We start from the raw sequence: 23,369 nt of genomic DNA on the forward strand, positions 1-23,369 counted from the left end.
TAACCGCAGCCTCGCGGACGTCGACACGGCCGACCCAGCGCCTGCTCCGGGTATGGGCGGTGGGTGCCGGAGCGATCACTGGGTCGCGGCGGGGTGGGGTGTCGGGGTGTGCGAGATGTGAGATGGCGGTTACCCGGACCACATCGCTCGGGTTAACGTGTCCTGCCGGAAGAGGGAGGGTGTCGTGGCGAAGGTCGTGCTCGTGGGCGCGCTCCTCGTCGTCGCCGCTGCCCTCGGCCGCTGGTGGCAGGCGCGCAACGGGCGGTTCCGTGCGACGAGCGCCGCCACGGCACCGGACTCGACCTCGCCTCCCGGCAGCGACGAGGTTGCGCCGACGACGGAGCCCCGCGAGGTGCTGACGAGCGACGTGCTCGGCGTGCCACTCGGTGACCGCGCGACGTTCGTCCAGCTCTCCGCCGAGGTCTGCTCCGCCTGCGCCAGCACCCGACGCGTGCTGGCGGCCGTCTCGGCCGAGCACCCCGGTGTCCTGCACGTCGAGCTGGACGCGGCGGAGCACCTCGACCTCGTGCGGCGGTTCTCGGTCATGCGCACGCCGACGACGCTCGTGCTCGCGCACGACGGCACGGTCGTCGGCCGGATGTCCGGCGGCACGGACCGCCGCCAGGCGCTCACCGCGCTCGAGTCCTGTCCGGACGTCGCGCCGGCTCGCTGAGCCCCCTGCGCCAACCCCGCGCGGCCTCGCACATGAGTCGCAAGCGCACACACAGCGACTCGCCGCCACGCCCTGCCGCACCCCCGAACGACCGCAGCACACCTCCCCCTCGAAGGAACCCCATGACCGTCCCCGAGACCCCGACCACCCCCGCCCCCACCACCCCCACCCGTCCCGCGCCCGCGGGCATCGACCCGCGCGGCCCGCGCGTGGGTGCGGGCATCACGGGCGTGCTGCTCGTCGTCGTGCTGCTGCTGGGTGGTTCCGCGGCCGCCACGATCCTGCTGGCCGTGATCGCCGCGAGCTTCGCGCTCGGCGCGGTCGGTGGCCCGTCGGCGACGTGGCAGGGCTGGCTGTTCCGCACGCTCGTCCGTCCGCGGCTCGCGCCGCCGAGCGAGCTCGAGGACCCGCGCCCGCCGACGTTCGCGCAGCTCGTCGGGCTGGTCCTGACGACGCTCGGCGTGGTCGGCGCTCTGCTGGGTGCGGCCTGGGCGGTGCCGCTGGCCGCATCGTTCGCGCTGGTCGCGGCGTTCCTCAACGCGGTGTTCGGGCTGTGCCTCGGGTGCGAGCTGTACCTGCTGGGCGTCCGCCTGCGCACGCGCTCGGCCTGAGGCGCGGCGGCGCCGCTCCGCGCGTGGGAGCGGCGACCGCATGCTGAAACTGCTGGCGTCCGCAGCGCGGACGTGCCTACCATCCGTGCGACCACACAGGACCCGGCGGGCCGTTGAGACAGACGGCGACCGGCGACAGATGGAGCAGGCACGTGGCACTTGTCGTGCAGAAGTACGGCGGTTCGTCGGTAGCGGACGCCGAGAGCATCAAGAGGGTGGCCAAGCGCATCGCCGCGGCGAAGCGCGCGGGTGACGACGTCGTCGTCGTCGTCTCGGCCATGGGTGACACCACCGACGACCTCCTCGACCTCGCCCAGCAGGTCTCGCCCCTTCCTCCCCAGCGGGAGATGGACATCCTCCTGACGGCGGGTGAGCGCATCTCCATGTCGCTGCTGGCGATGGCGATCAACAACCTCGGCGTGAAGGCCAAGTCCTTCACCGGTCAGCAGGCGGGCGTCATCACCGACGCCGTGCACGGCAAGGCGCGCATCGTCGACGTCGTGCCGACGCGCGTGCGCGAGACCGTCGAGAAGGGTCAGGTCGCGATCGTCGCGGGCTTCCAGGGCGTCACGGAGTCGACGAACGACGTGACGACGCTGGGCCGCGGCGGCTCGGACACCACGGCGGTCGCGCTCGCGGCGGGCCTGGGCGCCGACGTCTGCGAGATCTACACGGACGTCGACGGCGTGTTCACCGCCGACCCCCGCATCGTGTCGACCGCGCGCAAGCTCGACCGTGTCTCCTACGACGAGATGCTCGAGCTCGCCGCGTCGGGCGCCAAGGTGCTCATGCTGCGGTGCGTCGAGTACGGCCGTCGCTACTCCGTCCCCATCCATGTGCGCTCGTCGTTCACCAACCACACGGGCACGCTGGTCACCAACGAGAAGAACGAGGATTCCGACGTGGAGCAGCCGATCATCGCGGGCGTCGCGCACGACCGTTCCGAGGCCAAGATCACCGTCGTCGGCGTGCCGGACGTCCCGGGCAAGGCCGCGCGGATCTTCCAGGTCGTCGGCGACGCCGGCGTGAACATCGACATGATCGTGCAGAACGTGTCGGTCGCCGCGACGGGCCTGACGGACATCTCGTTCACCCTCCCGGCGCTCGACGGGACCGCGGCGCTCACCGCGCTGACCGAGCGCCAGCCCGACATCGGCTTCCACTCGCTGCAGTTCGACGACTCGATCGGCAAGCTCTCGCTCGTCGGCGCGGGCATGAAGTCGCACCCGGGCGTCTCGGCGAAGCTGTTCGCCGCGCTCGCCGACGCGGGCATCAACATCGAGATGATCTCCACCTCGGAGATCCGCCTGTCGGTCGTCACGCGGGCCGACGACCTGGACGACGCGGTGCGCGCGGTGCACACGGCGTTCGAGCTCGACGCCGACCAGGACGAGGCCGTGGTGTACGGGGGTACCGGACGATGAGCGCGCTGAACCTCGCCGTCGTCGGCGCGACCGGGCAGGTCGGGGCGGTCATGCGCCGGCTGCTCGAAGAGCGCGACTTCCCGGTCGCGTCGATCCGCTACTTCGCGTCCGCACGGTCCGCCGGGCGCACGCTGCCGTGGCGCGACCAGGAGATCGTGGTCGAGGACGTCGCGACGGCCGACCTGTCGGGCATCGACGTCGCGCTGTTCTCGGCGGGCGGCTCGACGTCCAAGGAGCACGCTCCGCGCTTCGCCGCGGCCGGTGCGATCGTCGTGGACAACTCCTCGGCGTGGCGCCGTGACCCGCAGGTCCCGCTCGTCGTCTCCGAGGTGAACCCCGAGGCGCTCGACGAGATCCCCCTGGGCATCGTCGCGAACCCCAACTGCACGACGATGGCCGCGATGCCGGTCCTGCGGCCGCTGCACGCGGAGGCCGGCCTGCGCCGCCTCGTCGTCTCGACCTACCAGGCGGTCTCCGGCTCGGGCCTGGCCGGTGCGCAGGAGCTCGACGCGCAGGTCCGTGCGGCCGTCGAGCAGGACACGCTCGCGCTCGTGCAGGACGGCTCGGCGGTCACCTTCCCGGCGCCGGTGAAGTATGTCGCGCCCATCGCGTTCGACGTCGTCCCGCTCGCGGGCTCGATCGTCGACGACGGGCTCAACGAGACCGACGAGGAGCAGAAGCTGCGGCACGAGTCGCGCAAGATCCTGTCGATCCCCGAGCTGCTCGTGTCGGGCACGTGCGTGCGCGTCCCGGTGTTCACGGGCCACTCGCTGTCGGTCAACGTGGAGTTCGAGCGGCCGCTGTCGCCCGAGCGGGCCCGTGAGCTGCTCGCGGACGCGCCCGGGGTCCAGCTCGAGGACGTCCCGACGCCGCTCAAGGCCGCGGGTGCGGACCCGTCGTTCGTGGGTCGCATCCGGGCCGACGAGGGTGCGCCCGACGGTCGCGGGCTCGCGCTGTTCATCAGCAACGACAACCTGCGCAAGGGTGCGGCGCTCAACGCGGTCCAGATCGCCGAGCTCCTCGCGACCCGCCTCGCCACGCGCGCCTGACCCCACCGACCCAGCGCCCGCTCCGGCTCCGACCCGAGACCCGGAGCGGGCGCTGGCTCGTCCCTGCTAGCTCCGCCGAACCAGGGGTTGCTCCGGGTCTGGCGGGGCCGGGCCTGAGCAAGCGCTGGGTCGTCGGGGGTGGACGGGGGTTGTCCCTACCCGGGGTTGGGGGGTGGGCGGGATGTCGGGCAGGTGCGGCGACGGCCTAACTTCGTGCCATGACCTCACAGCTCGCACCCGAACCGGTGCCACGGCCGGCGGCTCCCCCGGCTGACCGGCCCTCGCTCGGTCAGTCGCACCCGCTGACGACCAGCGACATGTCGTCCGTCGCCCCCGCCTTCCTCGGCGGCCGCGAGCTCGCCCTCGCCCCCGTGTCGGGTGCGACGGGCCGCGCGCTCGCACAGGTCGTCGTCGCGTGGCCCTGGCTGCTCTTCTTCGGGATCCTCGCGCTGACGTGGGTCCCGACGAGCGCCGCGATGGTCCTCGTGTTCGGGATCGGTCTGCCGATGCTGGCGATCGGACTGCTCGCGGCCCGCTGGTTCGTCGGCGCCGAGCTCGCCCGCCTCGGTGCGCAGACGGGCGTCCAGGTCCCGCGGCCGGCGGACCGTCGACGCGGCGGACCCGGCTGGTGGTCGGCGTTCCTGTCGCCGCTGCGCGACGGGCGGGCGTGGGCCGCGACGGGCTACGCAGCGCTCTCGTCGCTCACGGCGCCGCTGGCGTTCGCGGTCGTCGTCGCGCTCGGCGGCGCTGGCCTGGCGGCGATCCTCTCGCCCGTCTACGGCACCGGGCCGGTGCTCGAGGAGTACCTCGGCTGGTCGCGCGGACTGCTGTGGATCGTGCTCGTCGTGGCGGGCCTGGGCGCGATGTGGCTCGCGGCGCTCGCCGCGCAGGGTGCGACGCTGCTGCAGCTGCGCATGGCGCGCGGCATGCTCGGTCGTCCGCGCGCGGACCTGCGAGTGGCCGTGGCCGACGAGGCGCGCGAGCGCGCCGAGGTGCGTGCCGCGCACGTCGAGCAGACGCGCACCCTCGTCGTGGGTGCCGCCGACGACGAGCGCCGGCGCATCGAGCGGGACCTGCACGACGGCGCCCAGCAGCGGCTGGTCGCCCTGGGCGTGGAGCTCGGTGCGGCCAAGCGGCGCACCGCGACCGACCCCGAGGCCGCCGCGGAGGCGCTCGACCGCGCGCACCGCGAGGTCCAGGAGACGCTCGCCGAGCTGCGCGACCTGGTCCGCGGCATCCACCCCGCGGTCCTCACCGACCGTGGCCTCGACGCCGCCCTGAGTGCGCTCGCGTCGCGCAGCACGGTGCCCGTGACGGTGCGCACGCCCGACGACGACACGTTGCGGGCCTGCGGCTCGTCCGCGCAGGCCGCGGCGTACTTCGTCGTCGCCGAGGCGCTGACCAACGTCGCGAAGCACGCGTCCGCGACGTCCGCGAGCGTGGACGTCGCGTGCGCCGACGGCCGGCTGCGGCTCGTCGTGCACGACGACGGGCGTGGCGGCGCGGCGGCGGCACCCGGCAGCGGCCTCGACGGGCTACGCAGCCGTGTGGCGGCGCTGGACGGCACCTTCGACCTCGCCAGCCCCGTCGGGGCCGGCACGACCCTCACCGTGGAGCTCCCGTGCGCATCGTGATCGCCGAGGACTCGGTCCTCCTCCTCGACGGCCTGACCAGGCTGCTGACGGACGAGGGGCACGAGGTGACCGGGTACCGCACGGCCGACGAGCTCGTCGCCGCACTGGGACCTGGCGCCTCGACCCCCGACCTGCTGGTCACCGACGTCCGGATGCCGCCCTCGCACACCGACGAAGGGCTCCGGGCCGCCATCCACCTGCGCAGCCTGCACCCGCGGCTGCCGGTGCTCGTGCTCTCCCAGTACGTCGAGCAGCGGTACGCCCGCGAGCTGTTCGCGGGCGACGTGCGCGGCCTGGGCTACGTGCTCAAGGACCGCGTGACCGACGTCGACGAGCTCCTCTACGCGATCTCCCGCGTCGCCTCGGGCGGCACGGTGATCGACCCCGAGGTGGTCGCGCAGATCATGGCGCGCGCCACGCGCACCGGTCTCGAGCTCCTCACGCCCCGCGAGCAGGAGGTCATGGCGCTCGTCGCCGAGGGCCGCTCCAACTCCGCGATCGCCGAACGTCTGGTCGTCGGCCTGCCGGCCGTCGAGAAGCACGTCACGTCGATCCTCACCAAGCTCGGGCTCCCGCCCGACTCCGACGACCACCGTCGCGTGCTGGCCGTGCTGCGCTGGCTCGAGCACCGACCGAACGGAGAGTCATGACCACCGTCCTGGACACCCCCGCGAGCACGCCCCCGGCCACGCCGCCCGCCCCGCGGCTGCACGGCACGGGCCGGGTGCTCGCCTGGATCGGCGGCACGCTCGGCGTCCTGGCGATCATCTGGTTCTCGCTCGACGTGGCGAGCATGATCGCCCGCGAGGAGACCTCCGGCGAGGCGACGCACCCCGCGCGCGGCGTGGTCGAGCTCGTCGCCGACGGCCGCGTCACCGTGACCGCCGCCCCGGCCGGCACGAGCACCGACGAGATCCACGTCGCCCGCAAGGCGCACTTCGCGTTCGTCGACCCGAAGTACTCGACCACCGTGACCGACGACCGCACGGTCGTCTCCTACGGCTGCGTCATGGGCTGGGTCTGGAACTGCTCGACGTCGCTCGACGTGACGCTCCCGGCCGGCACGACCGTGCAGGTGCGGACCTCCGACGGCGACATCCGGGTGCAGGGCGTCGTGGGTGACGTCGAGCTGCGTACCAGCAACGGCCGCGTCGAGGCCAGCGCGCTCGGCGGTGACGTGATCGCGACGTCGAGCAACGGCGACGTGCGCGTCGTCGACGCCGTCGGCGCCGTGCAGGCGCGCTCCGACAACGGCTCGGTCACCGTACGGGGAGCCGCCTCCGTGCAGGCGCACTCGAGCAACGGTCGGGTCGAGGTCGAGGACGTCGCCGGTGAGGTGAAGGCGACGTCGAGCAACGGCGACGTCAAGGTCGCCGACGCCCGCAGCGACATCACGGCGGAGTCGAGCAACGGCGACGTGCGCGTGTACGGGACGGGCGAGCCCGTCGCGCTCGTGATCGACACGTCGAACGGCGGCCGGACCGTGGAGGCCCCGACCGACCCGGCCGCACCCGTGCAGGTGCGCATCCGGTCGTCGAACGGCTCGGTGTCCTACCTCGCCCCGCAGGGCTGACGCACCGGACCGCACGCCGGGCGTCGCAGGGGGACGCCGCACGACGAGGGCCTCGACCGGATCCGTCCGGCCGGGGCCCTTCGTCGTCGGCTCAGCCGCGCGCCGTCACCGCGGGGCGACCGTGACGCGCACGCGCCAGCCGACGACCGCGAGAGCCACCGCGACGAGCAGGCACGCGAGCGCGCGCACGAGCGCGTGGTGCGCGCCGGCCTCGAGCGTCGCGGAGTAGCCCGGGTCGTCGGCGAAGGCGGTCGAGACGTACCAGCGGTTGCCCCACCGGAACAGATCGGCGACGGCGAGCAGGAACACCCCGACCGCCGCGATCCGCACGAGGTGCCAGGCGCCGCCGGCCGCGTCGCGTGTCATCGGAGTGGGGACGGCGGCGTCGCTCATGCCCGCCAGCGTAGACGCGCGGCACGTCGCGTGGGGGCGTCGGCGACGAACGTGCCGGGTGAACGCGAGAGCCCGGGCCGACTCGTCGTCGGCCCGGGCTCTGCATCTGTCGGGGTGGCGGGATTTGAACCCACGACCTCTTCGTCCCGAACGAAGCGCGCTACCAAGCTGCGCCACACCCCGTGAAAGCCTGCTCAGACTACCCGACGAGGCGCGCATCTCCGAATCCGTTCCGCGTGCCGCGCAGCACACGGTCCACGGCCGGGTCAGGCGGGGACGAGCGTGAGGAGCGTGGCCTCCGGGCGGCACGCGAAGCGGACCGGCGCGTACGGGGACGTGCCCAGGCCCGCGCTCACGTGCAGCCACGTGGACCCCGAGCCGCCGGGCGCGTCCGGGCGCGCGCCGGGCCAGCCGTGCAGGCCCTTGGCGCGGCGCGGGTCGAGGTCGCAGTTCGTCACGAGCGCGCCCCAGCCGGGCACCGCGAGCTGGCCGCCGTGCGTGTGGCCGGCGAGGATCAGGTCCGCGTCGTCGGCGAGCAGGCCGTCGAGCACGCGGCGGTAGGGCGCGTGCGTGACGCCGACGTGCAGGTCGACCGTCGGCGTGCCGGACGCGCCCGCGAGCGTCCGTGCGTCGTCGGGCCCGCCCGCGGCCGGCAGTCGGTCGCGGTCCAGGTGCGCGTCGTCGGTCCCGACGAACGACACGCGGCGCCCGTCGAGGTCCAGCACGCCGCGGCGGTTGTCGAGGTCGAGCCAGCCCGCCGACCGCATGAGCCGGACCAGCTCGCGCCACGGCATCGCGCGTGGCGGCTGCGGGGGAGCGGAGCGCGCGTCGCTCAGCAGGTAGCGCGCGGGGTTCTTGGGCTGCGGCGCGACGTAGTCGTTCGAGCCCATCACGAACACGCCGGGCCGCTCGAGCAGCGGCTCGAGCGCGTGCGCGAGCGGGCCGAACGACTCGAGGTCCGCCCAGTTGTCACCGGTGTCGACGACGAGGTGCGGGTCGAGCTGCGCGAGCTCGCGCACCCAGGCGACCTTGCGGTCCTGCGAGGGCGTGAGGTGCAGGTCGGAGATGTGCAGGACGCGCAGCGGCTCCTGGCCCGCGGGCAGGACGGGCACGGTCGCCTCACGCAGCGTGTACCAGCGGGCCTCGACCAGCGACCAGGCCAGGCCGCCGACGGCGAGCGCGGCGAGCCCGCCCGCGGCCCTGGCCGCGGACGAGCCCGTCACTGCTGGTTCGCCGAGTCGCGCCCGCGGTCACGCCCGGGCGGGCCCTGGTCCGGCGGGCCGTTCTCGTTGCCGCCGCAGCCCGGGAACTCGGGGTGGTCCTGGCACGGGTCGCGCTGCTGCGACCCGTCGGAGAGTCGCAGCGTGATCACGGAGCCCGCGACCGCCCAGCCGCTCGGGTCCTGCTGCGCGACGCGGCCCGCCTCGAGGTCGGACGGCACGCGCTCCCTGGACACGACGACCTGGAAGCCCCGCGAGGTGAGGACGCCGCGCGCCTCGTTCTCCTTCATGCCGATGACGCTCGGGACGGAGATCTTCTTGCCGTAGACGAGGTCGTTGGGCAGTGAGTCGAAGCCGGGGTTCTTGCCGTCGCCGAGCGCGTCGTTCATGAACCGCACCCAGGTCGGGGCCGCGATCGACGAGCCCCACGGCCCGGCGCCGAACCCGCTGTAGCTCCGGCCGTTGATCTTCAGGCCGTGCATCGTCTTCATGCCGTCGGTGTGCCCGACCCACACGGCGGCCGCGAGCCGCGGCGTGTAGCCGACGAACCAGGTGTGCTCGTTGTGGGTCGTCGTGCCGGTCTTGCCGGCCGCCGCGAACGGCGGGCGGGCGACGCCCTTGGCCGTGCCGTTCCAGACGTTGCTCAGCGCGTAGTTCATGGTCTTGGCCACGCCTGCGTCGATCTTCTGGCTGCACCCGGCGCTCGGGACCTCGAGCTCCTTGCCGTCGGTGTCCGTGACCTTGAGGATCGCGATCGGGGCGCAGTACTTGCCGTTCGAGGCGAACGTCGCGAACGCGTTCGCCATCGTCAGCGGCGAGATCGACTGCGAGCCCAGCACGTTGGCGGGCAGCGGCTGGACCGGGCCGTCACCGGCGGCACCGCCGGCCAGGTGGACGCCGATGTCGCTCGCGCCCGTGAAGATGTCACACATGTTGATCTTGCTGGCCATCGCGACGTAGCCCGAGTTCACCGAGTTCATCGTGGCCTGCAGCACGGTCATCACGCTGCCCTTGCCCTCGGCGTTGCCGAACTCCCACGAGCCGGTGAGGTTCGTGCAGGGCGCGTTGAACTCCGAGAGGTTGTACTTCAGCTTGGTGCCGTTGATCGTCTCGCCGAGCGCGTGGCCCTCCTTGAGCCACTGCAGCAGCGTGAACGGCTTGAAGGTCGAGCCGGGCGGGAAGCCCGAGGCGCTGCCGTACGCGTTGTCGGTGTTGAAGTTCACCGCGGTCTCGCGGTCGCCGTGGTCCTGCGTGTTGTTGTAGACGCGGTTCTGGGCCATCGCCTTGATCTGGCCCGTCCCGGGCTCCACGACGACCATCGCGGTGCCGATCCCCGAGGGGTCGTCGACCGGGATGCCGGCCTTGACCTCCTTGTCGGCGGCCGCCTGCATCGTCTTGTCGAGCGTCGTCCAGATCGTCAGACCGCCGCGGTACAGGAGCCGCAGACGCTTCTTCTGCGTGTCGCCGAACGCCTCGTCGTTGCGGATGACCTTGGTGACGTAGTCGCAGAAGTAGCCGGCGCCGGCCACGGAGCCGTTGGCGGACATGCAGCCGAGCTTGGGCGTCTGGACGTTGAGGGTGTCCTCGATCGGGATCGCCTTGCCCTCGTCGTACTCCTTCTGAGTGATGTACTTCTCGCGCAGCATGAGACCGAGCACCACGTTGCGGCGCTTCTCCGCGCGCTCCGGGTGCAGGGTCGGGTCCCAGTACGACGGCGACTTGGTGATCCCGGCGATGGTCGCGGCGCGCAGGTAGTCGAGCTTGACCGCGCGCATCCCGAAGTAGCGCTGCGAGGCGGACTCGACGCCCCACACCGACGAGCCGAACTGCGCGATGTTGAGGTACTTCTCGAGGATCTCGTCCTTCGACATCCGCTTCTCGAGCGTGATCGCCAGCTTGGCCTCGCGGAGCTTGCGCGCGATGCCGGCCGTGCCCTTGCTCGCGCGCGCCTCGTTGATCGCGGCCTGCTTCTCGGCGTCGGTCTCGGCGGAGTCGGCCCCCTCGATCAGCACGTTCTTGACGTACTGCTGGGTGAGGGTCGACGCGCCCTCCTGCGAGTCGTCGTCCATCGCGTTGCGCGCCGCGGCGCGCACCATGCCCATGACGTCGACGCCCGCGTGCTCGTAGAACCGGCGGTCCTCGGTCGCGATGACCGCCTGCTGCATGATCTCCGCGACCTCGTCGAGCGGGACCACGACACGGTCCTGGTTGAAGAACGTGGCGAGCAGGGTGCCGTCCGAGGCGAGGATGCGCGACTTCTCCGGCAGGGCGCCCTCGTCGAGCTCGGTCGGCAGGTCGTCGAACGCGGTCTGCGACATCTCGGTGATGCCGTTCGCGATCGCGACGCCGGGCAGTGCGAGACCTGCGGCGAGCACTCCACCGAGCCCCGCGACGAGCACGAAGGACAGCAGGAGGGCCAGCGCCTGGAAGGCGTTGACCTGTCGACCTCGTCCGCGGGCAGTCTTCGGCATGCCCGCCAGGGTAGTCGGCACTCCTGTGCCCCACCGCCGTCCCGGGGCGAGGTCCGGCAGCCTGCACCGGACCTGCACAACCAGGACGAACGTCCTGGACGACGTGATGCGGGACCGCTCCGGAGGGCTGCGCAGCACGATCACCCGATTGCGGGAGCGCGTCCACACCTCGGGATGACCCGAACGGAGTCTCGTCAACAGACCTGGTCGCACGCTAGTTTTCGGGCAAACAACCACGCTTGCGTGCTATTGCGCAAGGTCGTGGCGAACCAACGGCGACGACGCAACAGGGGGAGCGCGGGTGACAGCGACCAAGGACGGCCACTGGACCGCGTCTGCGGCATGTGGCTCTGGGAGCGTCTCGCCCGACGCGCTGTTCGTCGAGGGCTCCGCCCAGCGGGACGCGCGCTCGGTGTGCCAGCAGTGCCCGGTGCGGCTCGAGTGCCTCGCGGACGCGCTCGACAACCGGATGGACTTCGGGGTGTGGGGCGGCATGACCGAGCGCGAGCGGCGTGCGCTGCTGCGGCGGCGGCCGGAGGTGCGCTCGTGGTGGTCGGAGCTCGTGCCCACGGGCGAGCTCGTCCCGAGCTGACCGGCGCGGCTGACATGCGCCGACTGCGGACCCACCGCGGACCCGGGCGGCGAGGACGCGGTCCGGTGAACGTGGGCTGACCGCGCGCTCGTCGGCTGGCTAGGGTGTGGCCATGGCGACCAAGTGGGAGTACGCGACCGTCCCCCTCATCATCCACATGACCAAGGCGATCCTGGACCAGTGGGGCTCCGACGGCTGGGAGCTCGTGCAGGTGGTCCCGGGCCCCGGCGACGGCCTGGTGGCGTACCTCAAGCGGCCGCTGGAGTCCTGATGGGAGCCGCACAGCGGCTCGCCGAGCTCGGGCTGACGCTCCCCTCGGTCGCGGCGCCCGTCGCGGCGTACGTGCCCGCGGTGCGCACCGGACGTCACGTGCACACCTCGGGCCAGCTCCCGTTCGTCGACGGCGCTCTCGTCGCCACCGGCAAGGTGGGGGCGGACGTGTCGGCCGACGAGGGCGCGGCGCTCGCGCGCACGGCGGCGCTGAACGCGCTGGCGGCCGTCGCCGCGCTCGTCGAGCGGGAGGGCGGCCCGGCCGGCGCGGACGCGCTCGACCGGATCACGCGCGTGGTCAAGGTGGTCGGCTTCGTCTCGAGCGACCCGTCCTTCACGGCCCAGCCCACGGTGATCAACGGCGCGAGCCTGCTGCTGCACGACGTGCTGGGCGAGGCGGGCGTGCACGCCCGGTCCGCGGTCGGTGTCGCGGTGCTGCCGCTCGACTCGCCCGTCGAGGTCGAGATCGTCGTCGAGCTCGCGGACTGACCCCCGCGGACCGACCCGCGCGCGACTGACACCCCGTCACTGCAGGGCCTGCGAACGCAGAACGGCCCGGACGAGCTCTCGTCCGGGCCGTTCGCGTCGTCAGGCGGTCAGCGCGCGCGGCGCTCCAGGCGGTCGACGTCGAGCAGCACGACGGCACGGCCCTCACGCCGCACCCAGCCGCGTGCGGCGAAGTCGGCGAGCGCCTTGTTGACGGTCTCGCGCGACGCGCCGACGAGCTGCGCGAGCTCCTCCTGCGTGAGGTCGTGAGCCACGCGCACGCCCTCGTCGACCTGCTCGCCGAACCGGGTCGAGAGGTCGAGCAGAGCTTTGGCGACGCGGCCGGGGACGTCGGAGAAGACGAGGTCGGCGAGCGCCTCGTTGGTGCGGCGCAGGCGGCGGGCCAGGGCCTGCAGGAGGTGCCGGGCGACGCCGGGCTTGTCCGCGAGCCAGCGGACCAGCTCGTCGTGGTCGAGCTCGAGCAGCGCCGCGTCGGCGACGACCGTCGCGGTCGCCGTGCGCGGGCCCGGGTCGAACATCGAGAGCTCGCCGAACATCTCGCCCGGACCGAGCACCGCGAGCAGGTTCTCGCGACCGTCGCTCGAGCGCCGGCCGAGCTTGATCTTGCCGTCGCGCACGATGTAGAGCCGGTCGCCCGGCTCGCCCTCATGGAACAGCACGTCGCCGCGTACCGCCTCGATCGGGGTCATGTTCGCGACGAGCGCGAGCGCCGACTCCTCGTCGAGACCCACGAACAACGGTGCCGACAGCACGACGTCCTCAGCCACGGTCGCTCCTTCTCACTCTGAACCGCTGGACCGCACCCGCCGCACCGGGGCCCGGGCGGCGAGATCCACGCCACAGTCTGCCGCATCGCGCGCGGGTGTCTCCTCGGAGCGCGCGGTCACCGCCGCGTCGGCGGACCTGCGAGGAGGTCGCCGCCGCTCGTCGGGTCGTCCGCGAGGCGGGAGATCAGGCTGTCCGTGGCGCGGGCGAGCGCGTCGGTGACGCCCCGCTCGTAGGACGCGAGCCGGTCGTCCAGCGCGCGCAGGCGGTCCAGCTCGGCGACGTCGGCCGGGGCCGGGTCGGGCAGGAGGCGCACGAGCTCGCCCATCTGCGGCACCGCGAGCGAGACGTCGAGGGGCAGCTGGAACGCGACGTCCTCACCGAGCGGGTCGGGGCGCGCCGCGCCGGCCACCGCGAGGTCGATGCGCGCGCGCACGAGCCGCCGCCACCAGCCCACGCGGGCCTTCTCGGCCCGCAGTGCTCGGCGGTCGAGTCGGAGACTGCGCACCTTGTGGTCGCCGCCAGGAGTCATCGTGGCTGTTCTCCGTCCCGCTGCACCTAGTCACCTACGGCTCATGGGACGTCCTTCTTGAGTGTTCCGTCCCGTCGTGTCGCGCAGATCACTCCCTGGGAGCAATGACACGACGGGACGGCCACCCGATCGTCGGCGTGTCACGAAGGTGTCGCGGCGCGGTCACGCGGCGGTCACGGTCGTGTCGGAGGGGAGTCGTACGCTGCCCGGGTGACGAGGCGGACGTCGGACCAGGTGGAGAGCCCTCTGGCGCGCACGCGCCGCGCACGACGAGTCGACCGGCTGCTCGCGCAGCGGTACCCTGACGCGCGCTGCGAGCTCGACTTCACGGACCCCTTCACGCTCCTGGTGGCGACCGTGCTGTCGGCCCAGACGACGGACGTGCGGGTCAACGCGACGACGCCTGAGCTGTTCGCGCGCTACCCCGGCCCGGCCGAGCTCGCGGCCGCCGCGCCCGACGAGCTCGAGGCGATCCTGCAGCCGCTGGGCTTCTTCCGGGCCAAGGCGCGTGCCGTCACGGGCCTGTCGCAGGCGCTGCTCGAGCGGTTCGACGGGCAGGTGCCCGGCCGGCTCGAGGACCTCGTGTCGTTGCCGGGCGTGGGCCGCAAGACCGCGAACGTCGTGCTCGGCAACGCGTTCGGGGTGCCGGGCATCACGACCGACACCCACGTCCTGCGCCTGTCGCGGCGGCTCGGCTACACGACCAGCGAGGACCCGCTCGTCGTCGAGCGCGAGCTCGGCACGCTGCTGCCGCGCAAGGACTGGACCATGGCCTGCCACCGGCTGATCTTCCACGGCCGCCGGACGTGCCACGCGCGTCGCCCGGCGTGCGGTGCGTGCCCGGTCGCCGCCCTGTGCCCGTCGTACGGCACGGGGGAGACCGACCCGGCTCGCGCGGCGGCGCTGCTCAAGGGCTGAGCCGGCCACGACGCGCCAGAGCGGCAGGGCCGGCTAGAGCGGCGCGACCCGCTCGAGCCAGGTGAGCAGGGTCCGGTTGACGTGCTCGGTGGCCTGCTCGGGCAGGAAGTGCCCCGCGTCCGCGACGAGCTCGTAGGTGTAGTCCGGGCCGACGAGCGCCGCGGCCTCGCGCCCGAGCGCGACGGCGTGGGGCGGCACGAGCCCGTCGCGGCCGCCGTGCAGGTGCAGCACGGGCAGGGGGCGGGCGGTGCGCAGCGCGGCCAGGAAGCGCCGACCGTCGGGCCGCGGGCCGGACCGGCCCAGCCAGCGCAGCTGCTCGAGCTGGGAGTGCGCGGCGAACGGGACGCGCAGCGCCTCGAGGTACGTGCGCTCCGTGTCCCGGTCGAGCCAGGGGCCGCCGCCCCACTCGGCGAGCAGGTGGTGCGCGAGGTCACCGCGCGCGAGCGCCCGCTCGGGCAACGACGGCAGCTGGACGAACCCGAGGCGGCGCACGGCCGCGGGCCGGAACGACCCCAGCGGCCGGCGCATCGCGTCGAGCGGGTGGGGCGAGGACAGCACGGCCACCGCGGTCGTCGCGACCCGCTGCAGCGCGGGCATCGCCCACGCGATCGTGCCGCCGGTCCCGCACCCGACGACGACCGCCGAGCTCGCCCCGAGCGAGCGGATGACACCGGCGACGTCGGCCGTGAGCGTCGGCACGTCGTACCCCTGCGGGGGCTTGTCCGAGCCACCCGTGCCGCGCACGTCGAGCGCGGCCACGCGGTAGCCGGCCGCGGCGAGCGCGGTGAGCTGGTGCCGCCAGGCCCACCAGAACTGGGGCACGGGGTGCAGCAGGACGACGAGGGGGACGTCGCGGTCGTCAGGACCGGCGACCGCCACGTGGAACCGTGCGCCGTTGGCGGCGACGAACCGGTGCTGCCACGGCCCGTCGAGCAGGAGCGTGGCGGAGTCGACGGCAGTCATCGTCGTGAACCTATCCGTTCGGCGGTGACGGGTGCGGCTGGCGGTGCCCGTCGGGCTCGTCAGGGACCGGGTCGGACGCCGTCCCGGCCGGATCGGTGCGCAGCCGGCGTCGACCGCGCGCTGCGAGCACCGTACCGCCGGTGACGGCCGCGAGGAGGGACGCGACGAGCACGGCGAGGACGGCGTGCTCGTCGTGCGGCGACCCCGGGCCGAACGCGAGCTCGGCGACCAGCAGCGACACGGTGAACCCGATCCCGCCGACGAGACCCACGCCGAGCACGTCGCCCCAGCCGAGGCCCGGTGCGAGCCGTGCGCGCGTGAACGTCGCGACGGCCCACGTCGCGGCGACGATCCCGAGCGGCTTGCCGACGACGAGCCCGAGGGCCACGCCCTGCGCGACGGGGTCGCTCACGGCATCGGCCAGCACGTCCGCCGAGACCGCGACGCCTGCCGCGAACAGCGCGAACACGGGCACCGCGAACCCGGCCGACAGCGGCCGCCACCGGTGCTCCCAGCGCTCGGCGAGCGACTGCTCGGGCAGCGCCGCGAGCCCGTGCGCCCGCGCGGTCGCGGCCGGGCTCGCGGGCACGACGAGCCCGAGGGCCACGCCCGCGAGCGTCGCGTGCACGCCCGACGCGTGCAGCGCCGCCCACGCGGCGACCCCGAGCGGCACGAGCAGCCACCCGTTGACCCGGTGCCGCCGGACGAGCCACGCGAACACCCCGACGCACGCGAGCGCGCCGAGCAGCGCGACCAGGTCGAGCGACTCCGTGTAGACCGTGCCGATCACCAGGATCGCGAGCAGGTCGTCGACCACCGCGAGCGTGAGCAGGAAGGCCCGCAGCGCGGGGGGCAGGCCGCGTCCGACGAGCGCGAGGACCGCGACCGCGAACGCGATGTCGGTCGCGGTGGGCACCGCCCATCCCTCGGTCGCGCCGCCCGCGCGTCCCGCGTTGACGGAGAGGTAGAGCGCCGCGGGCACGATCATGCCGCCGACGGCCGCGACGATCGGGACCGCCGCCGTCGCCGGGTGCCGCAGCTCCCCGACGGTCAGCTCACGTGCGAGCTCGAGGCCGACCACGAAGAAGAACACCGTGAGCAGGCCGTCGGTCGCCCACTGCGCGAGCGTGAGGTCCAGGTGCAGCGCGCTCGGACCGACCACGGTCTGCGACACCGCGTCGTAGGCCGCGGGCCACGCGTTGGCCCAGACGAGCGCGACGACGGCGCCGACGAGCAGCAGCACGCCACCGGCGCGCTCGCCGCGCAGGGTGTCGGCGAGGTTGCGCTCGCTGCCGGGCGTCAGCCGCGAGAACAGCGCGGTCCGGCCTCCGGACGTGGCCGGCTCGTCGTGCTGCTGCCCGTGGTCAGACCGCGGGTTCGGTGACACTGTCGCGGTCCCCCGCCGGGCGCCGGTCCTTGGGCGGGTCGAAGCGGTAGCCGACGTTGCGGACCGTCCCGATGAGCTGCTCGTGCTCGGGGCCGAGCTTGGCCCGCAGGCGCCGCACGTGCACGTCGACGGTGCGCGTGCCCCCGTAGTAGTCGTAGCCCCAGACCTCCTGCAGGAGCTGGGCGCGGGTGAACACGCGGCCCGGGTGCTGCACGAGGTACTTGAGGAGCTCGAACTCCTTGTAGGTGAGGTCGAGCGGGCGACCGCGCAGACGTGCGGTGTAGCCGCCCGCGTCGATCGTGAGCTCGCCCGACGAGATCTCCTGCGGCGCGTCGTCGTACCCCGCGACCGCGGCGCGCTCCATGACAAGCCGGAACCGGGTCTCGACCTCGGCCGGGCCCGCGGAGTCGAGCACGATGTCGTCGGCGCCCCACTCGGCCGTCACCACGGTCAGCCCGCCCTCGGTGAGCACCAGGACCAGCGGGACCGCCAGACCCGTGGCGCGCAGCAGGCGGCACGTGGTGCGCGCGGTGACCAGGTCGCGGCGCGCGTCGAGCACGACGATGTCCGCGTCCGGGGCGTCGACGAGCGCGGACGGCTCGACGGGCAGCACGCGCACGCGGTGGGACAGCAGCCCGAGCGCCGGCAGCACCTGTGCCGATCCACCGGACGCCGGGGTCAGGAGCAGAAGGTCTGCCACCGTGGAACCTCCCTGCGGCGAGTGGGGACACGCTACCGCGTGCCCCGGCCTGGTCGTGGCAGTGTCCGCAGGCGTGCCCACGCGCACGTCAGGCGCGTGTCGGGGCGCCTCACGGGGCGGACCTCCCACGCGGGTCACGAGCCCGGCGCGCATGATCTGCGAGACTGTCGGCCGTGCTCCCCCAGGTCCTGACCGCGACGCCCCGCGTCGTGCCCGCCCCCGCGCCGGCGCGTCGCGCCCTCGCGGCGGCCGAGGCCCGGCGGTAGTCCCCGTGCTGCTCGCCACCCGAGCGGTCGTCACCGCTGCCCTCGCCGCGCTCGTCGCCGTCGCCGGCTACGTCGGCGGCCTGCCCGTCACGGTGCTCGCCGCGCTCCTCGCGCTCGCGTTCGCGGTCGGCTGGCCCTCGCTCGCGAGCCTGCCGTTCAAGCCCGGCTCGAGCGCCGTCATCGCGATCGGCGGGGTCGGCGGCGTGCTCGCCGTGCACTACGTCCAGGACCAGCCGTACCTGCGGTACCTACCGGTCGTGTTCGCCACGTCGATCCTGCTCGCGTTCCTCAACGAGCTGCTGCGGCGCGACGGCCGCGAGCGGATGGTCGAGTCCGTGGCCGGCACGGTCACCGGGACGCTGCTCGCGGTCGCGGTCGCGGGCTGGGTCGCGATCGGCCGGACGCCCGGCGGCGAGCCCATCGTCGTCGTGGGGGCGCTCGCGCTCGCGGTCGGTGCGGCTGTCGTCGCCCTGCCCCTGTCGTCGTGGCGCGGCGCGCTGGTGACCACCGCGGCCTCGACGCTCGCGGGCGTGCTGGCCACGCTGCTGCTGCCGGACATCGACGTCCTCGCCGGGCTCGTCCTGGGCGCTGCCGTCGGGGTGCTGATCTCGTCGCTGCACGTGCTGTTCGACGCGCTCGAGTCGCTCGCGCGCAAGCTCCCCTCGGTCGCGGCGATCGTGCTTCCCGTGACCGTGACGGGGATCCTCGTGTACGTCGTCGGGCGCGTGCTCGTCGGCTGACGGCGACCGGGCCGGGGAACCGGCCGGGACGGTGTGACGCGTCTCGTCGCCGTCGGGACCGGCGAAGCGCCCCGGGATCGTTAGGATCGGCGCATGACAGCGCTCGAGGGGTTCTTCATCGGTCTGCTCGTCCTCACGACGCTCGCGATCGCCTGGACGGCGGGGCTCGTGGTGCTCCGCTTGTTCAAGTCGCAGCGCTGACCCACAGACGACACGCTCAAGGTCCGCCTCGCCTCGTCGGCCCCGTCGCCGCGGGCACCGCAGGACCCGGATCGGAAGGCAACACTCATGGCGTTCGTCCTGCCCGAAGGGCTCGCCCCGGAGGTCTACCCGCTCGCCTGGCTCGTCGGGCGGTGGTCGGGTGAGGGAGTCGTCGGCTACCCCGGGGTCGAGGAGACCGCGTTCGTCCAGGACGTCGTCTTCGACCACGACGGCGGGCCGTACCTGTCCTACACCTCGACCATCCGGCTGGTCGTCGCACCCGACGACGCGTCGGCGCTCGACGAGGCCGCGGCTGCCGACGAGCCCGCCGACCCGCCACTGCACGACGGCCCCGTCTGGTCGACGGAGTCCGGCTACTGGCGCGTCCCGCCCGAGCGGCCCGAGGGGCTGACCGACGAGCAGTTCCCCGTCGAGGTCCTGCTCGCGGACCCGTCCGGGCACGTCGCGGTGTACGTCGGGGCGGTCGGCAACGGCCGGGTCGACCTGGCCTCCGACCTCATCGCCCGGACCTCGTCGGGCGCCGAGGTCAGCGCGGCCACGCGGCTGTACGGCCTGGTCAACGGCGAGCTCATGTGGGCGCAGGACCTGGCGGCCTTCGGCCAGCCGATGCAGTCCTACGCCTCGGCCCGGCTCGCGCGCGTCGAGGACGTCGAGCACTGATGACGCAGGTCCCCGCCCCCCGCGTCGACGAGCCCACCGACGAGCCGCTCGGCTACGAGCCGGCGCGCCACCGCAGCCCGCTGCTCGGCCGGCGCGGCGCCGTCGAGGGCGCCGGGCCGGACGCGGGCGTCGCGTGGCACTACGGCGACCCGACAGCCGAGCAGCGGGCGCTGGCCCGCGGCGGCGCGGTCGTCGACCAGTCGCACCTCGGCGTCGTGCGGGTCGCGGGCCCGGACCGGCTGACCTGGCTGCACTCGATCACGACCGCTCAGCTCGCCGACCTGCCGCCGCGCACGTCGACCGAGCTGCTCGTGCTCAGCCCGCACGGGCACGTCGAGCACGCCGCCGCGGTGGTCGACGACGGCGAGGCGACCTGGCTCGTCACGCAGACCCCGGTCGCGCTCGCGGCCTGGCTGGACCGCATGAAGTTCATGATGCGCGTCGAGATCGCCGACGTGACCGACGAGTGGGCCGCCCTCGGCGAGCCCGTCGCGGCCGAGGGCGGCCCCGACGAGCCCCTCACGTGGCGCGACCCGTGGCCGCACGTCGTGCCCGGCGGCACGCGCTACGGCCCGGCCGACGACGAGCACCCGGGTGCGGACCGCGCGTGGCGGCTCGTGCTCGTGCCCCGTGAGCATCTGGCCGACGAGGTCGCGGCGCGCGAGGCGACCGGCTGGCCGCTGGCCGGCACGTGGGCGAGCGAGGCCCTGCGCGTCGAGGCGTGGCGCCCGCGTGCGGCGACCGAGGTCGACCATCGGACGATCCCGCACGAGCTCGACTGGCTGCGCACCGCGGTGCACCTGCACAAGGGCTGCTACCGCGGGCAGGAGACGGTCGCGCGCGTGCACAACCTCGGGCGGCCGCCGCGTCGGCTCGTCATGCTGCACCTCGACGGGTCGGGGCACCTGCTGCCCGAGCCCGGCGCGGGCGTGCACGAGGTCACGGACGTCGCAGGGGAGCTCGGCCGGGAGGTCGGCCGGGTGACGAGCGTCGCGCGGCACCACGAGCTCGGGCCCGTCGCGCTCGCGGTGGTCAAGCGCTCGCTCGCCGTGGACGCGCCGCTGCTCGTCGCGTGCGACGGCGGGGCCGTGACCGCGGCCCAGGAGGTCGTCGTGCCCGGTGAGGGTGTGTCGACCGACCGGCCCGCGCCGCGCGGCCCGGTCGCGCGCGGGCTGGGCGTCCACCCCTCGCTCTGATGACCCCGTCCGAGGACCCCGAGCCGCGCCCACGCGGGTGGCACGACGTGCGCCTCGTCGCGCGCGTGCGGGTCCGGCAGGGGACCGACCGGGTGCGCGCAGCGTGGTTCCCGATCCTGCAGGCGTCGGTCGCCGCGGGACTCGCGTTCGCGATCGGCCGGTACGTGCTCGACCACCCGTACCCGTCCTTCGCGCCCGTGTGCGCGTGGATCGCGCTCGGGTTCACTGCCGACCGGTCGCTGCGGCGCGTGGCCGAGATCGCGGCGGGCGTGGCGATCGGCGTCGGCCTCGGTGATGCGCTCGTGCACGTCATCGGCACCGGGCTGTGGCAGGTCGCCCTCGTGCTGTTCGTCGCCGCGACGCTCGCGCGGCTCCTCGACCGCGGCGCCCTGCTCACCACGCAGGCGGGCGTGCAGGCCATGATCATCGTCGGGCTGCCCACGCTGGCCGCCACCGGCGGACCGTTCGGGCGCTGGACCGACGCGCTCGTCGGCGGTGGTGTCGCGTTCGCCATCGCGGTGCTTACGCCGTCCGACCCGCGGCGGCACCCGCGCGAGCTCGCCCGCAACGGCACGCTCGAGGTCGCCGGGATCCTGCACGAGCTCGCGGGCGGGCTCGCGACGCGCTCGGTCTCCGACGTCGAGGACGTGCTCGTGCGCGGCCGCGCGTCCCAGGCCGCGCTCGACGAGTGGCACGAGGTCACGACGAACGCGCGCGAGCTCGTCCGGCTGTCCCCCGCGCACCGCAAGCACCGCGGCGAGCTGTCCCGGCTCGTCGCGGCGTCCGTGCTCATGGACCGCGCGATGCGCAACACACGCGTCATGACCCGCCGCGCCCTGGCGTTGCTCGAGTCGCCCACCGTGCACGACCTGGGCGCTGCCGGGCGGCGCATCGAGGCGACCGCCGCCGCTGCGACCGAGCTCGCGTCCGCGCTCGGCAGCGGTCGGGACCCGGCGCGGGCCCGCGCCGCGCTGCTCGCGTCCGCCGGTGCGCTCGACCCGTTCGTCATCGCACCCGCCGACTGGCAGGTGCAGAGCCTCGTGCTGCTGCACCGCTCGCTCGTCGTCGACCTGCTCGAGGCCGCGGGCGAGGAGTCCGGCGCGGCCCGCGCGGCGCTCCCGGAGATCTGACGCGTGCCCTGCGGTACGCCCGCCCGGTAGCGTCGGGCCCGTGGAGGTCGCGGTGAGCGCGTTGCGCGCAGAGCTCAAGCAGTGGATCGAGACGGCACGCGAGGGGCAGGACGTGGTGATCACCGAACGCGGGATCCCCGTCGCGCGTCTCACCGGCATCGACTCGGCCGACCTGCTGGCGCGCCTCGAGCGCGACGGCCTGCTCTCGCCGGCGTCCGCTGCGCGCGAGGCGGCCGAACCCGTCGGCACCGAGCCCGGGCGGCAGGGCGTGTCCGGCCTCGTGCGGCGGCTGCGCCGCTGATGGCCGTCTGCTACTTCGACACGAGCGCGCTCGCGAAGCTGTGCGTCACCGAGTCCGGCAGCGACCTCGCCGCCGCGCTGTGGTCCGGCGCCGACCTCGTCGCGACGTCCCGGCTCGCCGACGCCGAGGTGCGTGCGCTGCTCGCCGGCGGTCGTCGCGCGGGAGTGATCGACGCGGGGACCGAGCGGGCCGCGCTCGCGCAGTGGGAGCGGCTGTGGCCCGCGCTGCACGTGGTCGAGCTGCACGAGCCCGTCACGGCAGCCGCCGCGACGCTCGTCGGCTACCACGCCCTGCGGGCCGCGGACGCGCTGCACCTCGCGTCGGCGCTGCTGCTGCGGTCCGACGAGCTGGTCGTCGTCGCGTGGGACGAGCACCTCGCGTCGGCGGCACGCTCCGAAGGGCTGCGCGTCGTCCCGTGACGCGCGGAGTCGGCACCGGCCGGCTGGTAGGACCTGCGCACCGTCCCGGCGCCCGCGTGACCCCTGCTCGTGCACAGGTGACTGCGCGTGGGGCGTTCGGCCCGTAGGCTCGGCGCGTGGGAATCGTCGGAAGCCTCCAGTGGATCGTGTACCTGCTGTTCCTGCTCGCGATCTTCGTGCTGTGCGTGTGGGCGCTGGTCGACCTGCTGCGCCGGCCGGCGAACGCGTTCCCGGCGGCCGGGAAGCGCACCAAGAACTTCTGGCTCGCGATCCTCGGGGTTGCGACTCTGCTGTCGTTCATCGCGATGCCCCCGCTGCAGCTGCTGCCGTTCCTCGGCATCCTGTCCGCGGTCGCGGCGATCGTGTACCTCGTCGACGTGCGGCCCGCCGTCGCGCCGTACACGCGACGGCGGCCGGGACCGGGTCGGTCGTCGGGCGGCTGGTGATGTCCGGGCCGGAGCCTGGGGCCGTGGGAGGCGTGGCGGCGCACGACGGCGGCCGGGCTGCCGGCGCCGGTCACGGCGACATCTCGCGTGACGCGGTGCCGCTGGCGCGCGTGGTCCGGGGCGGGCTCGTCGAGTCCGTCCACACGGGCCACGTCGTCGTGCTGGCGCCGGACGGCGACGTCCGGCTCGCGCTCGGCGACCCCGACGCGACGATCTGGGCACGCTCGTCGCTCAAGCCCCTGCAGGCCGTCGGCATGCTGCGGCACGGCCTCGACCTGGACGACGAGTGGCTCGCGCTCGCGTGCGC

Annotated in this window: 27 protein-coding genes and 1 tRNA gene; 19 read left to right on the forward strand and 9 right to left on the reverse strand. The window is 74.1% G+C overall.

The genetic code is table 11. The features are described from left to right. The first annotated feature begins 184 nt into the window (after nucleotides 1-184). From CGE01nite_RS14900 to CGE01nite_RS14930, 7 genes are all read left to right on the forward strand, one after another. The gene (locus tag CGE01nite_RS14900; protein WP_141371550.1) at nucleotides 185-673 is read left to right on the forward strand and encodes a thioredoxin family protein; all 489 of its coding nucleotides are present in this window, start codon (nucleotides 185-187) and stop codon (nucleotides 671-673) included. A 122-nt stretch (nucleotides 674-795) separates the two neighbouring features. Beyond that, a complete protein-coding gene (locus CGE01nite_RS14905) occupies nucleotides 796-1,284 on the forward strand; it encodes a DUF4395 domain-containing protein (RefSeq protein WP_141371551.1) in 489 nt (162 codons plus the stop codon). Nucleotides 1,285-1,436: 152 nt separating this feature from the next. Continuing rightward, complete coding sequence (locus CGE01nite_RS14910; RefSeq protein WP_048342756.1) at nucleotides 1,437-2,708, forward strand: aspartate kinase; 1,272 nt, start codon at nucleotides 1,437-1,439, stop codon at nucleotides 2,706-2,708. Next, a complete protein-coding gene (locus CGE01nite_RS14915) occupies nucleotides 2,705-3,757 on the forward strand; it encodes an aspartate-semialdehyde dehydrogenase (RefSeq protein ID WP_141371552.1) in 1,053 nt (350 codons plus the stop codon). Before CGE01nite_RS14910 ends, CGE01nite_RS14915 begins: the two co-directional genes overlap by 4 nt. Before the next feature lie 317 nt (nucleotides 3,758-4,074). After that, on the forward strand, nucleotides 4,075-5,391 hold the full coding sequence (locus tag CGE01nite_RS14920) for a sensor histidine kinase (RefSeq protein ID WP_229747509.1): 1,317 nt from the start codon (nucleotides 4,075-4,077) through the stop codon (nucleotides 5,389-5,391). Further along, complete coding sequence (locus CGE01nite_RS14925) at nucleotides 5,379-6,041, forward strand: response regulator transcription factor (RefSeq protein WP_048342753.1); 663 nt, start codon at nucleotides 5,379-5,381, stop codon at nucleotides 6,039-6,041. The genes CGE01nite_RS14920 and CGE01nite_RS14925 overlap by 13 nt, the downstream gene beginning before the upstream one ends. Then, nucleotides 6,038-6,964, forward strand: a complete 927-nt coding sequence (locus CGE01nite_RS14930) for a DUF4097 family beta strand repeat-containing protein (RefSeq protein ID WP_141371554.1) — start codon at nucleotides 6,038-6,040, stop codon at nucleotides 6,962-6,964. The genes CGE01nite_RS14925 and CGE01nite_RS14930 overlap by 4 nt, the downstream gene beginning before the upstream one ends. 105 nt (nucleotides 6,965-7,069) lie before the next feature. On the opposite strand, the gene CGE01nite_RS14935 is transcribed toward CGE01nite_RS14930, so the two are convergent. The 4 genes from CGE01nite_RS14935 to CGE01nite_RS14950 all read right to left on the reverse strand — a co-directional run bounded on the left by CGE01nite_RS14935 (nucleotide 7,070) and on the right by CGE01nite_RS14950 (nucleotide 11,048). Further along, nucleotides 7,070-7,357 carry a hypothetical protein gene (locus CGE01nite_RS14935; RefSeq protein ID WP_141371555.1) on the reverse strand — a complete coding sequence of 96 codons (288 nt, stop codon included), beginning with the start codon at nucleotides 7,355-7,357 and terminating at the stop codon, nucleotides 7,070-7,072. Nucleotides 7,358-7,466: 109 nt separating this feature from the next. Continuing rightward, nucleotides 7,467-7,540: transfer RNA gene (locus CGE01nite_RS14940), tRNA-Pro, on the reverse strand. An 83-nt stretch (nucleotides 7,541-7,623) separates the two neighbouring features. Beyond that, nucleotides 7,624-8,580: a metallophosphoesterase gene (locus CGE01nite_RS14945; protein ID WP_048342750.1), complete on the reverse strand. Its 957-nt coding sequence runs from the start codon at nucleotides 8,578-8,580 to the stop codon at nucleotides 7,624-7,626. Then, nucleotides 8,577-11,048, reverse strand: a complete 2,472-nt coding sequence (locus tag CGE01nite_RS14950; RefSeq protein WP_141371556.1) for a penicillin-binding protein — start codon at nucleotides 11,046-11,048, stop codon at nucleotides 8,577-8,579. The genes CGE01nite_RS14945 and CGE01nite_RS14950 overlap by 4 nt, the downstream gene beginning before the upstream one ends. A 301-nt stretch (nucleotides 11,049-11,349) precedes the next feature. Here CGE01nite_RS14950 and CGE01nite_RS14955 point away from each other — a divergent pair, with 301 nt between their 5' ends. The 3 genes from CGE01nite_RS14955 to CGE01nite_RS14965 all read left to right on the forward strand — a co-directional run bounded on the left by CGE01nite_RS14955 (nucleotide 11,350) and on the right by CGE01nite_RS14965 (nucleotide 12,399). Continuing rightward, the gene (locus CGE01nite_RS14955) at nucleotides 11,350-11,640 is read left to right on the forward strand and encodes a WhiB family transcriptional regulator (protein WP_048342748.1); all 291 of its coding nucleotides are present in this window, start codon (nucleotides 11,350-11,352) and stop codon (nucleotides 11,638-11,640) included. A gap of 112 nt (nucleotides 11,641-11,752) precedes the next feature. Then, nucleotides 11,753-11,911, forward strand: coding sequence for a Sp36 family protein (gene sp36, locus CGE01nite_RS14960; RefSeq protein WP_141371557.1), 159 nt, complete (start codon nucleotides 11,753-11,755; stop codon nucleotides 11,909-11,911). Continuing rightward, on the forward strand, nucleotides 11,911-12,399 hold the full coding sequence (locus CGE01nite_RS14965) for a RidA family protein (RefSeq protein WP_141371558.1): 489 nt from the start codon (nucleotides 11,911-11,913) through the stop codon (nucleotides 12,397-12,399). Before sp36 ends, CGE01nite_RS14965 begins: the two co-directional genes overlap by 1 nt. A gap of 107 nt (nucleotides 12,400-12,506) precedes the next feature. Here CGE01nite_RS14965 and CGE01nite_RS14970 read toward each other — a convergent pair whose 3' ends face one another. Together CGE01nite_RS14970 and CGE01nite_RS14975 are read right to left on the reverse strand one after the other, a co-directional pair. Next, the gene (locus CGE01nite_RS14970; RefSeq protein ID WP_048342746.1) at nucleotides 12,507-13,184 is read right to left on the reverse strand and encodes a Crp/Fnr family transcriptional regulator; all 678 of its coding nucleotides are present in this window, start codon (nucleotides 13,182-13,184) and stop codon (nucleotides 12,507-12,509) included. A 116-nt stretch (nucleotides 13,185-13,300) separates the two neighbouring features. After that, entirely contained in the window at nucleotides 13,301-13,690 is a 390-nt protein-coding gene (locus CGE01nite_RS14975) for a hypothetical protein (RefSeq protein ID WP_229747508.1), read from the reverse strand. A 234-nt stretch (nucleotides 13,691-13,924) separates the two neighbouring features. On the opposite strand from CGE01nite_RS14975, the gene nth reads away from it, so the two are divergent. Further along, nucleotides 13,925-14,632 carry an endonuclease III gene (gene nth / locus CGE01nite_RS14980; protein WP_141371559.1) on the forward strand — a complete coding sequence of 236 codons (708 nt, stop codon included), beginning with the start codon at nucleotides 13,925-13,927 and terminating at the stop codon, nucleotides 14,630-14,632. A gap of 33 nt (nucleotides 14,633-14,665) precedes the next feature. Here the strand turns inward: nth and CGE01nite_RS14985 are convergent, their stop codons facing one another. From CGE01nite_RS14985 to CGE01nite_RS14995, 3 genes are read right to left on the reverse strand one after another with little or no spacing between them, the layout of a single operon-like run. Continuing rightward, nucleotides 14,666-15,595 (reverse strand): alpha/beta fold hydrolase, encoded by a 930-nt coding sequence (locus tag CGE01nite_RS14985; RefSeq protein WP_141371560.1) that lies wholly within the window; start codon nucleotides 15,593-15,595, stop codon nucleotides 14,666-14,668. Between the two features lie 10 nt (nucleotides 15,596-15,605). Beyond that, nucleotides 15,606-16,982: a Na+/H+ antiporter NhaA gene (gene nhaA / locus CGE01nite_RS14990; RefSeq protein ID WP_141371561.1), complete on the reverse strand. Its 1,377-nt coding sequence runs from the start codon at nucleotides 16,980-16,982 to the stop codon at nucleotides 15,606-15,608. Next, nucleotides 16,960-17,682, reverse strand: coding sequence for a winged helix-turn-helix transcriptional regulator (locus tag CGE01nite_RS14995; protein WP_048342742.1), 723 nt, complete (start codon nucleotides 17,680-17,682; stop codon nucleotides 16,960-16,962). Before CGE01nite_RS14995 ends, nhaA begins: the two co-directional genes overlap by 23 nt. 271 nt (nucleotides 17,683-17,953) lie before the next feature. Here CGE01nite_RS14995 and CGE01nite_RS15000 point away from each other — a divergent pair, with 271 nt between their 5' ends. The 8 genes from CGE01nite_RS15000 to CGE01nite_RS15035 form a co-directional block, all read left to right on the forward strand. After that, nucleotides 17,954-18,688: a hypothetical protein gene (locus CGE01nite_RS15000; protein WP_141371562.1), complete on the forward strand. Its 735-nt coding sequence runs from the start codon at nucleotides 17,954-17,956 to the stop codon at nucleotides 18,686-18,688. 288 nt (nucleotides 18,689-18,976) lie between these two features. Continuing rightward, on the forward strand, nucleotides 18,977-19,570 hold the full coding sequence (locus CGE01nite_RS15005) for a heme-binding beta-barrel domain-containing protein (RefSeq protein ID WP_048342741.1): 594 nt from the start codon (nucleotides 18,977-18,979) through the stop codon (nucleotides 19,568-19,570). Beyond that, entirely contained in the window at nucleotides 19,570-20,766 is a 1,197-nt protein-coding gene (gene ygfZ / locus CGE01nite_RS15010; protein WP_141371563.1) for a CAF17-like 4Fe-4S cluster assembly/insertion protein YgfZ, read from the forward strand. Before CGE01nite_RS15005 ends, ygfZ begins: the two co-directional genes overlap by 1 nt. Further along, entirely contained in the window at nucleotides 20,766-21,896 is a 1,131-nt protein-coding gene (locus CGE01nite_RS15015) for an FUSC family protein (RefSeq protein ID WP_141371564.1), read from the forward strand. Before ygfZ ends, CGE01nite_RS15015 begins: the two co-directional genes overlap by 1 nt. Nucleotides 21,897-21,936: 40 nt before the next feature. Beyond that, nucleotides 21,937-22,197, forward strand: coding sequence for a type II toxin-antitoxin system prevent-host-death family antitoxin (locus CGE01nite_RS15020; protein ID WP_048342005.1), 261 nt, complete (start codon nucleotides 21,937-21,939; stop codon nucleotides 22,195-22,197). Further along, nucleotides 22,197-22,616, forward strand: coding sequence for a type II toxin-antitoxin system VapC family toxin (locus tag CGE01nite_RS15025; RefSeq protein ID WP_048342006.1), 420 nt, complete (start codon nucleotides 22,197-22,199; stop codon nucleotides 22,614-22,616). Before CGE01nite_RS15020 ends, CGE01nite_RS15025 begins: the two co-directional genes overlap by 1 nt. A gap of 116 nt (nucleotides 22,617-22,732) precedes the next feature. Next, on the forward strand, nucleotides 22,733-23,062 hold the full coding sequence (locus tag CGE01nite_RS15030; protein ID WP_307722648.1) for a DUF2516 family protein: 330 nt from the start codon (nucleotides 22,733-22,735) through the stop codon (nucleotides 23,060-23,062). 23 nt (nucleotides 23,063-23,085) lie between these two features. After that, on the forward strand, nucleotides 23,086-23,369 hold a 284-nt coding region (locus CGE01nite_RS15035), incomplete at its 3' end, for an asparaginase (protein WP_371857595.1).

The organism is Cellulomonas gelida (assembly GCF_006538725.1).
GTDB classification, from domain to species: domain Bacteria; phylum Actinomycetota; class Actinomycetes; order Actinomycetales; family Cellulomonadaceae; genus Cellulomonas; species Cellulomonas gelida.

Coding starts and splice junctions, on each gene's coding strand:
- CGE01nite_RS15025 (WP_048342006.1), top strand. CDS start 22,197: ATGGCCGTCTGCTACTTCGACACGAGCGCGCTCGCGAAGCTGTGCGTC.
- CGE01nite_RS14950 (WP_141371556.1), bottom strand. CDS start 11,048: ATGCCGAAGACTGCCCGCGGACGAGGTCGACAGGTCAACGCCTTCCAG.
- CGE01nite_RS14965 (WP_141371558.1), top strand. CDS start 11,911: ATGGGAGCCGCACAGCGGCTCGCCGAGCTCGGGCTGACGCTCCCCTCG.
- CGE01nite_RS14915 (WP_141371552.1), top strand. CDS start 2,705: ATGAGCGCGCTGAACCTCGCCGTCGTCGGCGCGACCGGGCAGGTCGGG.
- CGE01nite_RS14930 (WP_141371554.1), top strand. CDS start 6,038: ATGACCACCGTCCTGGACACCCCCGCGAGCACGCCCCCGGCCACGCCG.
- ygfZ (WP_141371563.1), top strand. CDS start 19,570: ATGACGCAGGTCCCCGCCCCCCGCGTCGACGAGCCCACCGACGAGCCG.
- CGE01nite_RS14935 (WP_141371555.1), bottom strand. CDS start 7,357: ATGAGCGACGCCGCCGTCCCCACTCCGATGACACGCGACGCGGCCGGC.
- CGE01nite_RS14985 (WP_141371560.1), bottom strand. CDS start 15,595: ATGACTGCCGTCGACTCCGCCACGCTCCTGCTCGACGGGCCGTGGCAG.
- CGE01nite_RS14905 (WP_141371551.1), top strand. CDS start 796: ATGACCGTCCCCGAGACCCCGACCACCCCCGCCCCCACCACCCCCACC.
- CGE01nite_RS15015 (WP_141371564.1), top strand. CDS start 20,766: ATGACCCCGTCCGAGGACCCCGAGCCGCGCCCACGCGGGTGGCACGAC.
- sp36 (WP_141371557.1), top strand. CDS start 11,753: ATGGCGACCAAGTGGGAGTACGCGACCGTCCCCCTCATCATCCACATG.
- CGE01nite_RS14920 (WP_229747509.1), top strand. CDS start 4,075: ATGTCGTCCGTCGCCCCCGCCTTCCTCGGCGGCCGCGAGCTCGCCCTC.
- CGE01nite_RS15005 (WP_048342741.1), top strand. CDS start 18,977: ATGGCGTTCGTCCTGCCCGAAGGGCTCGCCCCGGAGGTCTACCCGCTC.